This window comes from Streptococcus sp. oral taxon 071 str. 73H25AP, assembly GCF_000146755.1.
Lineage (GTDB): Bacteria > Bacillota > Bacilli > Lactobacillales > Streptococcaceae > Streptococcus > Streptococcus oralis_T.
On record NZ_GL397254.1, the window covers coordinates 1,715,850 to 1,728,992 of the forward strand.

At 39.4% G+C, this 13,143-nt stretch carries 14 protein-coding genes and 1 riboswitch; of the genes, 2 read left to right on the plus strand and 12 right to left on the minus strand.

Annotation, left to right across the window (positions count from 1 at the left end; translation table 11 throughout):
* From HMPREF9189_RS10550 to HMPREF9189_RS10575, 6 genes are all read right to left on the minus strand, one after another.
* On the minus strand, positions 1 to 2,384 hold a 2,384-nt coding region (locus tag HMPREF9189_RS10550), incomplete at its 3' end, for a GAG-binding domain-containing protein (protein ID WP_000477124.1).
* An 82-nt stretch (positions 2,385 to 2,466) separates the two neighbouring features.
* Positions 2,467 to 2,994, minus strand: a complete 528-nt coding sequence (locus HMPREF9189_RS10555; RefSeq protein ID WP_000230687.1) for an isoprenylcysteine carboxyl methyltransferase family protein — start codon at positions 2,992 to 2,994, stop codon at positions 2,467 to 2,469.
* Between the two features lie 108 nt (positions 2,995 to 3,102).
* Positions 3,103 to 4,443, minus strand: coding sequence for a sensor histidine kinase BgrS (bgrS, locus tag HMPREF9189_RS10560; protein ID WP_009755468.1), 1,341 nt, complete (start codon positions 4,441 to 4,443; stop codon positions 3,103 to 3,105).
* Complete coding sequence (gene bgrR / locus HMPREF9189_RS10565) at positions 4,440 to 5,093, minus strand: response regulator transcription factor BgrR (protein ID WP_001024193.1); 654 nt, start codon at positions 5,091 to 5,093, stop codon at positions 4,440 to 4,442. Before bgrR ends, bgrS begins: the two co-directional genes overlap by 4 nt.
* A gap of 256 nt (positions 5,094 to 5,349) precedes the next feature.
* Positions 5,350 to 7,782 (minus strand): ATP-dependent Clp protease ATP-binding subunit, encoded by a 2,433-nt coding sequence (locus HMPREF9189_RS10570; protein WP_001109652.1) that lies wholly within the window; start codon positions 7,780 to 7,782, stop codon positions 5,350 to 5,352.
* 1 nt (position 7,783) lies between these two features.
* Positions 7,784 to 8,242: a CtsR family transcriptional regulator gene (locus HMPREF9189_RS10575; RefSeq protein ID WP_001211262.1), complete on the minus strand. Its 459-nt coding sequence runs from the start codon at positions 8,240 to 8,242 to the stop codon at positions 7,784 to 7,786.
* A 468-nt stretch (positions 8,243 to 8,710) separates the two neighbouring features.
* Between HMPREF9189_RS10575 and HMPREF9189_RS10580 the strand changes: the two genes are divergently transcribed.
* Positions 8,711 to 8,920: a CPCC family cysteine-rich protein gene (locus HMPREF9189_RS10580; protein WP_001044018.1), complete on the plus strand. Its 210-nt coding sequence runs from the start codon at positions 8,711 to 8,713 to the stop codon at positions 8,918 to 8,920.
* Between the two features lie 34 nt (positions 8,921 to 8,954).
* Positions 8,955 to 9,170, plus strand: coding sequence for a hypothetical protein (locus HMPREF9189_RS10585; protein ID WP_000524293.1), 216 nt, complete (start codon positions 8,955 to 8,957; stop codon positions 9,168 to 9,170).
* 238 nt (positions 9,171 to 9,408) lie between these two features.
* Here the strand turns inward: HMPREF9189_RS10585 and HMPREF9189_RS10590 are convergent, their stop codons facing one another.
* The 6 genes from HMPREF9189_RS10590 to HMPREF9189_RS10615 form a co-directional block, all read right to left on the minus strand.
* Complete coding sequence (locus HMPREF9189_RS10590; RefSeq protein ID WP_000979448.1) at positions 9,409 to 9,741, minus strand: hypothetical protein; 333 nt, start codon at positions 9,739 to 9,741, stop codon at positions 9,409 to 9,411.
* Positions 9,742 to 9,789: 48 nt separating this feature from the next.
* On the minus strand, positions 9,790 to 10,002 hold the full coding sequence (locus HMPREF9189_RS10595; RefSeq protein ID WP_000711257.1) for a hypothetical protein: 213 nt from the start codon (positions 10,000 to 10,002) through the stop codon (positions 9,790 to 9,792).
* A gap of 104 nt (positions 10,003 to 10,106) precedes the next feature.
* Positions 10,107 to 10,835: an ABC transporter ATP-binding protein gene (locus HMPREF9189_RS10600; RefSeq protein WP_000136202.1), complete on the minus strand. Its 729-nt coding sequence runs from the start codon at positions 10,833 to 10,835 to the stop codon at positions 10,107 to 10,109.
* Positions 10,835 to 11,842 carry an ABC transporter substrate-binding protein gene (locus tag HMPREF9189_RS10605; protein WP_000754552.1) on the minus strand — a complete coding sequence of 336 codons (1,008 nt, stop codon included), beginning with the start codon at positions 11,840 to 11,842 and terminating at the stop codon, positions 10,835 to 10,837. The genes HMPREF9189_RS10600 and HMPREF9189_RS10605 overlap by 1 nt, the downstream gene beginning before the upstream one ends.
* A 37-nt stretch (positions 11,843 to 11,879) precedes the next feature.
* Entirely contained in the window at positions 11,880 to 12,638 is a 759-nt protein-coding gene (locus HMPREF9189_RS10610; protein ID WP_009729585.1) for an ABC transporter permease, read from the minus strand.
* Positions 12,601 to 12,891 carry a thiamine-binding protein gene (locus HMPREF9189_RS10615; RefSeq protein WP_000647672.1) on the minus strand — a complete coding sequence of 97 codons (291 nt, stop codon included), beginning with the start codon at positions 12,889 to 12,891 and terminating at the stop codon, positions 12,601 to 12,603. Before HMPREF9189_RS10615 ends, HMPREF9189_RS10610 begins: the two co-directional genes overlap by 38 nt.
* A 70-nt stretch (positions 12,892 to 12,961) precedes the next feature.
* A riboswitch (TPP riboswitch) is annotated at positions 12,962 to 13,064 on the minus strand.
* Positions 13,065 to 13,143 lie beyond the last annotated feature (79 nt).

Below are 13,143 nucleotides of genomic sequence, written 5' to 3' on the forward strand. Positions count from 1 at the left end.
CTTGGTTGCAAATCTGGTTTTGGAGCAGATGGCTTCTGATTTTCAGCACCGGGTTGTGCCGGCGTGTGTGGTTTCTTGCCTTCTGGTTTAGGACTTGGTTGCAAATCTGGTTTTGGAATTTCTTTCTTATCTTCTTTCTTTGGCACTAAGTTGGCCTTCGCTACCTTCAATTCAGATAAGCTCTTCTGAAGCTCTCCTATCTGAGTATCTAGCTGCTTTTCTGTAATATTTACTTGTTCTAGAAGCTCTTTCCCTTGTTTAATGATTTCGCTTGCACGATTTCTGACCTTTTCATAAGCAGAACCAGCTTCTCCTGTTAACTTAGCTCCATCTGGAACTGTCTTCATTTCTTCTTCAAGCTGACTGATAGCCTTCTGAAGTTCCACAATCTGCTGAATCTTATTAAAGGATGGAAGAAATTCATTCTTAAAGTAATCCGCTAGATATTTCCCTTCTAAGGTAGCATAATTCTTACTCCACGTTTGCTTAATACCTGATTCAAATTCTTTTTCTAGACTAGGAATTTTCGCGTATTTTTCTCGATACAAAGCGACTTGTCTTGTCATCTTTTCGATTTGTGCATGGATTTGATAATAGATAAAGTCATCTATAAACGTTTGGAGAGTTTTGGCAGTGTATGAACCTTTTTCTAACTGTTCTCTAAATGCTTTTATTTTATCAGGAGCAATCTTTTTAGAATCCTCCCAAATATCTTTTTTCTGCACCTTATAATCACTGTTATTTTCTGGTAACTCTGGATAGTTATTCACTTCAGCCAAAGCTTGCTCTAGTTTTTTTAGCTCTTCCTTAGCCTTATTCTTCAAAGATTCTATCTCTTTCGTTTCTTCAGTCGGTGTCTGAGATTTCCCATCTTTAGTTGGAGGAATATGACCTTCCATATCAGGCTTTCTTTGAGGCTCAGTTGGTTTCGTTAACCCTTTTTTGAATTCCTCCACAGCAGCATTTAGCTCTGACTTCGCTGTTTCTAGAATCCGATTTAGTTCCTCTTTTGTTTGAGCTTTAGAAAGCTCTGATCTATATTTATTTACAATTCCTAAGGCATTTTTAATTAATTCATCAAATTTAGACTCATCCTCAGATTTCAGATCTTTTTTAGTTCTATCCAACAGCTCACTCATGTGATTAGAAAGCGATAGATTAGCTTCTGAAATTTGTTTAGCTAAATCTTGCTGATTAGTCTCCTTAGCACTTCGTTTGTCTCTCGGTTTCGTTGTCTCTTTATTGCCATTAGATGACTTGAGTTTTGCAATCTCATCAAGAAGACTGTGTTTAGCCTTCAGCACCTCTTCATTCTTCGCGGCCTGATCGAGTTGCTGAAGCGCCTTTTTTCCCAACTCGCGTAACTGTTTGATTGTGGCATCCTCGTTTGCTTCTTCTTTGTTTAGTTTTTTCTCCTTTATGTTTTCGTCCACTTGTTGATTGACGTAGTTTTGAATTTCTTTTTCAACGTAGGCTTTGTAAGATTTGAATAACTTACCTAGATCAGCAATAACTTCTTGTTTAATCGTTTGGAGTGATTTATCCGACTCGTTCTTAAAATCATTTACAACTCGCTCTTTGATTTTATTGATTTCGCCTACTAAAGAACTTTTATCCTCTTCAGTGATACCTTTTGTAGTTGCCATATCGCTAATCAATTTCTTTTGATGGTCGAGTTCTTCATTGATTTTTTTGAAAGTATCTTCCAGTTCTCTATAACTATTCTCCAAAGTTTCTAGGTTATCACGGTCATCTTCTCCCTCAATCTCTTTTATCAAGGAATCTTTCCGCTCAGTTGGTAGGGTACCTTTTCTGATTTCTTCTTTTAAACGTTTTTGAATTTCAGCGACCGCACCTGTGTTCTCTTTTGTAGAAGTATCTCGAGACTGTTCCGAGCTCTCCTTAGTCGGAGGAACCACCTTGTTTTCATCTTTCGATTGATTTTCTTTTTCCTTCCTTTCTTGTTCCATATGCTGCTTTTCATGATGTTTTAGTAAATCTAGGTGAAAATCATTATCTATCGAAAGCAAGCTTCCTGTATCATTCGCCTGTTCAATTTTCTGCTTATAGGTTGTTTTTTTATCTACAGGAAGGTCACTTTCCGCTAGCTCTTTTATTAATTTTTCTTTTGCATCTTTCAAAGTTTCTCTAGCTGGTTCTGTTTTTTTATTATTTTCAGAAGAAGTTTCTTTGTTTTCTCCTGCCTTACTCTTAGATGAAGTTTGCTCAGTGACCTTGGCACTATTTGTGGATGCACTAGAGCTCATCTCACCAGCATGAGCAACACTCCCCATAAAGAAGCTAGCTACTAGTACACTAGCTACTCCTACACTAAATTTACGAATGGAATAACGCATTCTTCGTTCATGATTTGATTTAAACATATCTATATCCTCCATGATTTTAATTAACTATAGTATATCCTGCCAATATGAATTGTATGTGAAATTTGCTATATTATTTTCGCTATCCTTTCATTCTTCCATTAGGAATGATAACTTCTTGCAGTAATTTCTCTTCTTCTGCTATTCTTTGATAAAGAATAACCGCATAGACAGGAAAAATAAAGATAAAAGTTACGTAAGCATGACTCACCAAAGCTAAACCAACTAGCTCAGGAAGAATATTTAAAAAGTAATTGGGATGTTTCACAATTCGAAAGAGAGGATGATCTATAAATTTGTGATTATTAACAAGCATTAGCTTTACTGTCCAAATATCTCCCAACAAGTGAATCACCAACATCAACATCAGCATAGAAAAAATAAGCAAGACTAAACCAACCATGCTCATGCCATCAAACCTTGTCTTATGTACCATTGCTTCAACAAAGCAGGAGAGATAGAAAACAATATGAGCCATCGTTAATCGTTTTGTATTCTCAACTCCAAATTCTTTCCCGCCATTGCTAAGGATTCGTTTTTCATTCTCCATCGAACGTTTTAAAAAAATCAATCGAACGAGGAAGGTTACTAAAATAATCGCAAATACCATACCAGTATCCTTTCTTTTTTCTATATTTAAAATAATATTCTCATGTTAAACCTATGTGAACTTTAACAAAAAAGAACGGAGAGATTTCCGTTCTTTTGCTTTATACAACTAATCTGCTTGCAAGCAAATTTTAAATTCCATTCCTTGTTCATAAGGGAGAAAACTATAGGACATTTGATAACTTTCTAGGATGTTATTCACGATATAGAGTCCTAAACCAGACCCTTCAGACTTGTCTGTGACAACTTGAGAGTGGTAAAAAATATCAAACAAATGATTCAACTCTTCTTGATTAAGAGGTTGGCAGGTATTTTTGATAGAAAGATAGCCATCTTGCTCGGATATGATTACGCGCCCATTTTTATCTGAATATTTAATTGCATTACTAATCAGGTTTGTCAAAACCTTATCCAATGCCTTGAGACTCATGACGACCCTAGTAGCATCTGTCAATTGATTTTCAATTTCTATTCCTCTTGAGCGTGCTAATTCCTGATAGCGAGATAAAACATCCGTCAAAATAGTCTGGACTATCAAGGTCTCGCTACACTCTGTCCACTCTTGGAACTTAGAGGACTCCAAAACTTCTTCGAGCAAGTGGCTCATTTGATCAATTTGATCGATACTCTTTGCTATATACTTAGGGTGGTCTTTATAATCCCCAATATTGTACTGCATATTCTCTAGAATAATTCGAAGACTGGCTAAAGGGGTTTTCAACTCATGTGACGCTCCACGAACAAAAGAAACTTTCTGCTTTTGCAACCTGACAATCCGTTCATTTCTTCTCTCAGATTCATCAATGACCGCCAGCAAGTTTTCATACACATCATTGATTTGCTTTCCAACTTCCCCAACTTCATCCTTTCGCGTTTCATCAAAGCGAATATCATGATCCAACTCCTGCATCTTACCTGTAACTTTTGAGATATAAAAGAGAGGCTCCAATAAACGTTTCGTATAGAAGTAGGAAAAGAGAAAGGCAAATACAAGCGTTGCTAAAAAGGTATACGGGAGATAGAGAAGCATAATCCGTGTTGCCTCTTTATAAATATCCACACCTTGAATAAATTGAATGGTTACCTTTTTACCATCAGCTGTCGTAATCTGACGGTCAATCGTTACGATATAGTTAGTGGGACTTCCTTCCTTTATTTCCAAGTCGTGCACAAGGGAAATTCTCTTATCCAGTACATCATCTTTCAAATGGGCAGAGATGCGAAGAGATTTCGAATAGGACTCCAGCAAACTAGGCAGTTCATGAAAATTTTTGCCTTCTAAGTACTTGCTCATAATAGTCGCACTCTCATTAAACTTCTCACCCTCTTGCTGAATGTAATAAAAAGGGAAGGTCAGATAGATGGCAATATGGATGACCAAAGCGATTGCACCTAAAAGCGAAAAACTTCTTAAAAATGATTTGGTTAATAATTTAGGATTTTTTATCATAAGCTAATTTTATATCCGGCATTTTTCACTGTTACAATACAATCCAGATCCAACTTCTTACGAAGATTTCGAATGTAAACATCAACTACTCTATCAAGAGGCAAATCTGCAAAATCATTTGAGATAGACTCGAGTATCTGCTCTCTACTCAAGACCTGGTTCTTATGTTGGATTAAACATTTTAAAACCAACAATTCTTTCGGCTTAATTGCAACCTCCTCGTTCTTGACTCGAGCTTGGTAGGATGTAAAATCCACTGTCACATCTTGATAATGCCAAATATCCTCCACAACATAGTAACGCCTAAGCAAGGCTTGAATCCGTTTGACTAGGAGCACCAGTGAAAATGGTTTCGTCACATGATCATCAGCATAAAGGTCAAATACCTGCATCTGAGTTTCCTCATCTCCGAGCGCACTTAAGACGATTACAGGAATATCATGATTTCCATTAATTTCTTTTAACACCTCAAATCCACTCCGCTTCGGTAACATCAGATCCAAGACCATCAGATGAATAGGGAACTCATGAAATTTCTCCAAAGCCTCCTGTCCATCCTTTGCTAGAATAACATGATAGCCTTCTTCTCTCAAAAAAGCAGCTACTCCCTCTCTAATCATATCCTCATCATCTACAACTAAAATGTTCATCTATTTCCCTTCTTAACCTATCTAAAATTCACTCTTTGGCTAGGTTTACATTATTTTCATTTCATACGCAAAAAAAGAAACAGGGCTCTATTGAAATGGTGGAAATTTCAGGAAACTCTGCTCTTTTTCATTCTATACAAATCTTAATATCTATTTATTCTTATTATAACCAATATTTACATATTGTCAACTTATTTCCTTTGGTTTTTTAAAAATAAATACAAAAAGAATCAGGACAACTCCTGATTCTCCATTTTTAAGCAATATCAAATTTTAATTGACCAGCTTTGACACCAATCTTGAGGGTCTTTCCTGCCACTAATTCTCCCTTAAGAAGAAGTTCTGCCAACTTGTCCTCCACTTCTGTTTGCAGGGTTCTGCGAAGTGGGCGAGCTCCCATTTCTGGATTGTAACCGTGACTAGCTAGCAACTTCAGTGCCGAAGCTTGTAGTTTCAAATCGATACCCTTCTCTGCCAGGCTAGTAATCAATGGTTTCACCATAATCTTGACAATTTCCTGCATGTGGTCGCTATCCAAACTGTGGAAGACCACCTTTTCATCAATACGGTTGATAAACTCTGGTCGATAAGCTTTTTTCAACTCTTCAAAGATTCGTTTTTCCATATTTTCCTGATCAAAACGAATGTCCTTGGCCCCAAAGCCGACCGTCTTGTCATCACGAAGAGCTGTTGCACCAAGGTTTGACGTCATGATGATAATGGTATTTGAAAAATCAACCTTGCGCCCCTTGCTATCTGTCAAGACACCGTCGTCCAGAACCTGTAAGAGGACATTAAAGATGTCTGGGTGGGCCTTCTCTACCTCGTCAAAGAGGAGTACGGAGTATGGTTTGTTGCGAACCTTCTCGGTCAACTCCCCACCTTCTTCATACCCCACATAGCCTGGAGGGGCACCGTTGAGACGGCTAGCCGCAAATTTCTCCATATACTCACTCATATCAAAGCGGATAAGGGCTGATTCGTCATCAAAAATAACTTCTGCCAAGGCCTTGGCCAATTCGGTCTTCCCGACACCCGTCGGTCCTAGGAACATAAAGGAACCAATCGGGCGCTTGTGACTGCGAATACCAGACTGATTGCGGCGAATGGCACGGCTAATACTTGAAACAGCTTGATCTTGACCAATGACACGTTTGTGCAACTCCGCTTCCAAGTTCAAGTATTTCTTAGCATCTGTTTGCGTCAGCTTTTGGACTGGGATCCCTGACAAACGACTCAAGGTGGTTAAAATTTCAGATTCTGTTACCAAGTCTTTATAGACAGGGACTTCCTGCTCTTTTGCGATTAGCTGGCCTGCTTGTTTCCACCTGCCATCCATCAAGGCCTTGTCAGCTGGACTCAAGTCGGATTCGTCCATTCTCACATGCTTGGATTTGTTTTGCACAGTTGCTGCCGCCTCATCCAAGAGGTCGATAGCAGAATCTGGTAAGTGACGACTAGTCAAGTAACGATGCGCCATCTTAACAGCCGTTTCGACAGCTTCATCTGTGATTTGCACACGGTGGTGTTTCTCATAGGTAGCTTTCAAACCTTGCAAAATGGTCATGCTGTCAGCTAGACTTGGCTCTTCAATCGTCACTTTGGCAAAACGACGAGAAAGGGCTGCATCTTTTTCGATGTGTTTTTGGTATTCTTCCTGAGTGGTTGCACCAACCGTTCTCAAAGTTCCACGAGCCAAGGCTGGCTTCAAGATATTGGCCGCATCCAGAGTCGAATCAATACCGCTACCAGAACCCATGATGGTGTGGAGTTCATCGATAAAGAGGATTACTTTGCCATCTTCCTCGATATCCTTGATGATGTTGTTCATACGCTCTTCAAAGTCACCACGAAAACGTGTCCCCGCAACGACATTCATCAAATCAAGCTCTAACACGCGCATCTTTGCCATTTCCGCAGGTACATCCCCACTGGCAATACGCTGAGCAAGTCCAAGTGCCAGAGCTGTTTTCCCGACACCCGCATCACCAACCAAGACAGGATTATTCTTGGTCTTCCGGCTCAAAATCTGAATCATACGTGAGATTTCCTTGTCTCTACCGATAACTGGCTCTAACTTGCCAGAGCGCGCTTGCTCCGTCAGGTCATGCGTGTAGTCCTCTAGACCACCACTTTGAGCTTGAGGCATGCCCATCATATTGGCCATAGAATTTTGCTTGTCAGTTACTGTGCGATGACGTTGACGCAAAGCCTTGAGATCTTCTCTTGTCCATCCTGCACGTTCTTCTAGATTGCGACGAAGAGCAGCAATTCTGACCTGATCTTTCTGGTCTTCATAAGAAAAGCCTGCTCTCTCCAAGATGCGAGTTGCCAAGGCATTACCATCATGCAAGATCGCATAGAGAACATGCTCTGTCCCTAGCACCTTTGCATGGACTACTGAGGCCACATACTCTGCTTCTGCAAAGAGAACCTCCAAACGATGGGAAAAGGGCAATTCCGTAAAGGTTTCGTCTTGGCTATAGTCCGTTTCAGTCAGTTCCAACGCAACCTCTTCTAAACGGTCCATTTCATAAGGATAATCATTTAGAGTTGCACCTGCCACACTGTAACTGTGATTGGACATGGCAATCAATAAATGCCAAGACTCTAGGTAATGAGCTCCAAAATGGCCAGCAACCATGTAGGCACTATCGATACATTCATTCAATGCTTTTGAATAGTTCATCTTACTTCTCTTTTCTATCTACCTCTTGTAATAGCTGTCGGAGCATATTGGCACGGACAGCTGAGGATTCTTCCCCTAGGACACGATCTGTTGCTACTGAAGTCAGCAAGGTCATTTCCTGCTTGGTCATCAAGTCCTGCTCCACCAAAAGCTGGAGAATATCCTCATAAATCTCCTGACTAACTCGCTCACCAATCGAGTAAAGCAAATCGCGGAGCATTTCATGATGACTGGAAAACTCAATCCGCCCAATGCGAATGTAGCCTCCACCACCTCGCTTGCTCTCAACCAAGTAACCTCTGCTTTCAGTAAAACGTGTCTTGATGACATAGTTGATCTGACTTGGCACAACCTGAAAGGTATCCGCCAACTGACTCCGCTGCAATTCCACGATACCAGACTGGTCTAAAATCGCCTTGATATAGGCTTCGATATGATCTGATGTATTTTTAAATCTCATAGTAAATCAAACTCCTTCTTTGAACCTTGACTATCTTTGACTATGCTATCATTTAACACTCTATAAGTCAAATTTTTAGAGCTCATCCCTTGAAAATACTGACTTTCTTTAAAAACATTTAGGCATTAAATCGCCTTAGTTTTTCTTGAAAGTTCCTAAAAAAGTCCACAAAAAAGAGCCCTGAAAAGGGCGTAATATTGACGAGTTCAGCAGGCAAGAAACTAGCACGGTCAGACGTGCTTTTTTTATTACCTGGTAATATTATAGCATATCTAGAAAACTCTCTCAATCATTAGCAATAGCTCCAATGCTGAAGTATAATGATACTATAACTCTTGCAGAAGCTAAGAAAGCCTATCTCAGAAAAGTTTAGAAAGATAAGAGAATTTAATATAAAAATATTTAGTTCTAGCTAATTAATATTTCTGGTTTCACTATTTTAAAAACAATAATTAGGAGTAAATAATTATGAATAAGACTGGTAAAGAAAACTTAGTAATGATTAATGATGAAGAATACGTACATTGTCCAGTTTGCGGAACATTGACCGCTGTTTATGACATTTGTGATCATTGTAATTGGCAAAATACGGGGGAAACCAACATTGATGGAGGCCCAAACAAGATGACACTAGCAAAAGCTAAGGAAGCTTACGTTAAAGGGATTCCAATAATATAACAAACTATAGTACTACAAAATCAGGAAAATAAAAATGGGACTTAGAAAGTTTAACAATAAAGTTGTAACGATGACAGACGTTGATAACCAGACCTTTGAGGGAATTTGTCTTTTTGAAGATAAGCATACTTTTGATGAAGAGTATAATGCTTTATCTGTTAAAACAGGTTTACGATGGATGAGATTATTTGAAAATGAAATTTTAAAAGTTGAAATTGCTGATAAAATCGACCGGTCAAAAAGCCCTTAGATTTGTTTCTAAGGGCTGATTTATTTGCAAGGATAGACAGGACTGTCGAGGCTCCTGCATTTCTCGACCCACTAGCTAAATGGCGCGTTGGTGACAGATTCTCAACCTCTATCCTTCGTATCTTAATTATATCACAGTATCCATCAAAAATGAATTATGAGGGAGGTGACTGAACATCAAAAATAGTCTAGTTGTATCTAAGCATGTTTACTATTGTGTATAATCTTTTTCAGTCATATCATTCAATTCTTACGAATAAATGTATAGTTTGTGACATTCTATCCGAAAAAAAATCTCTCCAAAATGGATTTTCGATATCAAAAATTTTAACTTCTTCTTCCGTCATATTGTGAGGATAATCAAGAAAAAGATTATAAATTTTTTGCTGATCAAAACTGAACAATAGCTCTCCTCTAACATCTATCTTATCAATCCACCAAACTTTTGACTCTTCACTTTCTTTGTAAAAATCACTGTACCCTTCAAGATTGGACTCCGAAATAATGAGTTCATCTATTTCATCGGATGAGTCTGGTTTATCGTAGTCATGTAATTCATTATTTAACATCATTCAAGCTCTTTCTATTATCTCTTGAAATAATGTGACCATATTTTTATTTTAAAATACTTGTGGTAAAACTTCATCCCAAATATCCACTAAACTTTTACTATCAAAAACCTTAGCTTCCATAGCTTCATCAATCGCATTAAACTGCTGACCTTCATAATCATATCCAACTACACAAATGCTGGATAAGAAACAAGCACCTCGGCCATTAACATTAAATTCAAGATCTGTATCTAAATATGTTTTAATTTCTTCTTTTTTCATCACATCACCATACGTCAATTATATCACTTTTTATCTATAAGAATTTCCATTTATAGACAAAAAGGGCGCTGGTAAAGGATAATCTTCACCAACTCCCTATTTTTCTACTTATCTAAACCTAATTCTGCCAAGATTTGACGTTTGTAGGCAATCTTTTGGACTTCCTTGTCCTCATCTTCAGACCAATCTAGTTTAATTTCTGAAACAATCTGCCCAGGGCGATTTTTCAAGATATAGATGCGGTCGCTGAGACTGAGGGCCTCCTCGATACTATGCGTGATGATCAAGGTCGTTAGCTGCAACTGCTTATGAATCTCCAGATACCAAGCGTGAAGCTCCATCTTGGTCATCTCATCCAAGGCGCTAAAGGCTTCGTCTAAAAGAAAGAGTTTGTGCCCAAAAAGGTAGGTACGAAGCAAGGCCACACGCTGGCGCATTCCACCACTAAGTTCGTGAGGATATTTGTTCCGTACAGCTGTCAACTGGAAGGTCGCAAGGATGTCATCCGCTCGAGCAATGGCTTCTGCCTTATCAATCTTTTGGATCAAAAGGGGCAGGATGATATTGCCAAGCACCGTCTTGTGCTCCAAGAGGAGATCCTTTTGCAACATATAACTCACGCGCCCCTTAGGATTTTCCTCGCCATCAAGGACAATTCGCCCAGACTGGACTTCTAAAATCCCAGCGATTAGGTTAAAGAGAGTGGTCTTTCCAACACCACTTGGACCTAGGATAGAAACCACTTCACCCGAAGTCACCTGCAGGTTGATGTCCTCTAAAATCTTTTCATCGCCATAGGCATAGCTTACGTGTTCTAGTCTAATTTCTGTCATTATTTTACAAATTCATTAGTGAAGCCTTTGTCTGTCAAGTCTTCTTTAAGGATACCATTTTCTTTGTCCCATTTGTAGAAGGCATTCCAGCGAGCAGCATCAAATTGTCCCCATTTTTCCTTGTCACTTGCGTATTCTTTTGACAAGTATTTTTGCGATTCGATGACAAAGTCACGTTTTTCCTTGAGTTCAGGTGCATTCTTGATGAGAATATCCGCAGCTTCTTCTGGATGTTCCATAGCATATTGGTAGCCTTTTTTGATGGCTTGGATGACTTTACGAGCTTCTTCCTTGTTGTCTTTGAGATAGTCGTTGTTTGCGATAATAACTGGTGAGTAGTAGTCAAATTCCTTGACATAGTCTTTCAAGTACATGAAGTTGGCGTCTACACCTTGAGATTTGGCAAGGATACCGTCCCACCCATAGTAGATCCAAGCAGTGTCAAAGACGCCATTGGCAATTGGTGTGATGGAGTTTGAGTCGTTGTTTGGTACTTTTTCGACCTTTTCGAAGTCTCCACCTTGAGATTCCACCAAGGTTTTCAACATAGCAAGTTCAGTCGGGTCATTCCAAGTTCCGTATTTCTTCCCAACCAAGTCCTTTGGACTGCTGACATTGTCCGATTTACGTGAGATGATTCCTGATGTGTTGTGCTCAACGATAGCGGCAACGGCAGTGATGCCTGCCCCTTTTTCTAATTTCTTAGCCATGTAGTCTTGGAAATAGATAGCAAATGGTGCCTTGCCATTGATCACCAAGTCTGAAGAACTTTCTTCTGGTGGCAATTTCAAGTCAACATCCACTCCAACTTCTTTGAAATAGCCTTTTTCCTTTGCTACATAAAGACCTGTGTGGTTGGTATTTGGCGTCCAGTCTAGGATAAAGTCAATCTTCTTAACTTCTGCTTCTTTGTTGTCCTTAGAAGCAGTTCCTTGACCACAAGCCACAAGCACGACAGCTACAAGAGCTGTTACAAGCGTTAAAAACACTTTCCATGTTTTCTTCATTTTCATTTCCTCTTTTCTTTTTCAAAAACGCTCTATTTTAAGTACGTTTCCATTTAATCACATATTTTTCACTGATATCGACCAGCTTCATACCTAGAAGACTGATAATCGACACCAGAATAATAATGGCAAACATGGTATCATACTGAAACAGTTTTTTAGACTGAATCATATAAACACCAAGACCTTCAAAACCTCCCAACCACTCAGACACCACGGTTGTGATAAAGGCGTAGGAGACACTGACCCTCAGACCTGCATAAAAGTAGGGCAGACTGACCGGGATTTTAAAATGCCAAAGGATTTGCCAAGGGTTTGCTCGCATCAGACTAAACAAGGTCAGCATATCCTTGTCACAATGCCTAAAACCGTCCAAGATACTAACAATGATAGGGAAGGTTGTCGTCAGAATAATCAAGACAATCTTGGGTAAAATCCCATAACCCAACCACAAGACCAAGATAGGCGCTATGGCAATGGTCGGAATGGTCTGGATAACCACCATCATGGGATAAATCAAGTCATTGAGCCAAGAGAGACTATCCATGAGCACCGCCATAAGACAGGCAATCAAGACTCCTAAGACTAGACCTAGCAAAGCCACTCTCAAGGTCGCCCAGCTATGGTACCAGAGAAATTCTCTGTCACGAACAAAGGACTGGAGAATCTCAAGAGGAGTTGGCAGGATAAACTTGGGTAAAAGTTTGAATACTCCCGCTAACTGCCAGATTGACAAGACTCCTAGAAAACCCAATAGACTAATGTGTCGTCTCAGTATACTTTTCAAGTTTGTCATCAATACTTAAAATCTCTCCTACATTTATTTTGACATTGGCAAAGACATTATCTGCCTCCTGCCCGGCCACTTCAAGAGCTTCTTTGAGAATGCGCATAAGCTCATCAAACTCCCCTTCCAAGACCGTTTCAAAGGGTGTCACCACCATGGTCACGGACTGAGCTTGCAGATAAGCAATCACTTGATCGATAATAGCAATTCGATCAATCCCCTGTGATAGGGGCAAGACTTGCAAGGCAATGCTTGCTTTCATAAAAACCTCCTCTTCTCAGGTTTCCTTTTGACAAAAAGAAAACCCCTTCCATATATGGAAAAGGTGCAGAATTCGGCTAAGTATCGTTCCCTACGCTGGCATTACCCAGATCAGGTGCGGTCGAAGTTTAACACTTCCTCTCAGACTGTACACAGACTCCCATATCTTATATGGACATATAGTAACGCAAATACAAGGAAAAGTCAAGGAAACTGCTTACAGAAAATCATGAAAAAGAGCTTGAAGGCACGC

Bases quoted from the DNA above. Each gene is read 5' to 3' on its own strand.
- HMPREF9189_RS10615 (WP_000647672.1), bottom strand. From the start codon at position 12,891: ATGAAAGCAAGCATTGCCTTGCAAGTCTTGCCCCTATCACAGGGGATT.
- HMPREF9189_RS10555 (WP_000230687.1), bottom strand. From the start codon at position 2,994: ATGGTATTTGCGATTATTTTAGTAACCTTCCTCGTTCGATTGATTTTT.
- HMPREF9189_RS10605 (WP_000754552.1), bottom strand. From the start codon at position 11,842: ATGAAGAAAACATGGAAAGTGTTTTTAACGCTTGTAACAGCTCTTGTA.
- HMPREF9189_RS10595 (WP_000711257.1), bottom strand. From the start codon at position 10,002: ATGAAAAAAGAAGAAATTAAAACATATTTAGATACAGATCTTGAATTT.
- HMPREF9189_RS10610 (WP_009729585.1), bottom strand. From the start codon at position 12,638: ATGACAAACTTGAAAAGTATACTGAGACGACACATTAGTCTATTGGGT.
- bgrR (WP_001024193.1), bottom strand. From the start codon at position 5,093: ATGAACATTTTAGTTGTAGATGATGAGGATATGATTAGAGAGGGAGTA.
- HMPREF9189_RS10600 (WP_000136202.1), bottom strand. From the start codon at position 10,835: ATGACAGAAATTAGACTAGAACACGTAAGCTATGCCTATGGCGATGAA.
- HMPREF9189_RS10590 (WP_000979448.1), bottom strand. From the start codon at position 9,741: ATGATGTTAAATAATGAATTACATGACTACGATAAACCAGACTCATCC.
- bgrS (WP_009755468.1), bottom strand. From the start codon at position 4,443: ATGATAAAAAATCCTAAATTATTAACCAAATCATTTTTAAGAAGTTTT.
- HMPREF9189_RS10575 (WP_001211262.1), bottom strand. From the start codon at position 8,242: ATGAGATTTAAAAATACATCAGATCATATCGAAGCCTATATCAAGGCG.
- HMPREF9189_RS10580 (WP_001044018.1), top strand. From the start codon at position 8,711: ATGAATAAGACTGGTAAAGAAAACTTAGTAATGATTAATGATGAAGAA.
- HMPREF9189_RS10585 (WP_000524293.1), top strand. From the start codon at position 8,955: ATGGGACTTAGAAAGTTTAACAATAAAGTTGTAACGATGACAGACGTT.
- HMPREF9189_RS10570 (WP_001109652.1), bottom strand. From the start codon at position 7,782: ATGAACTATTCAAAAGCATTGAATGAATGTATCGATAGTGCCTACATG.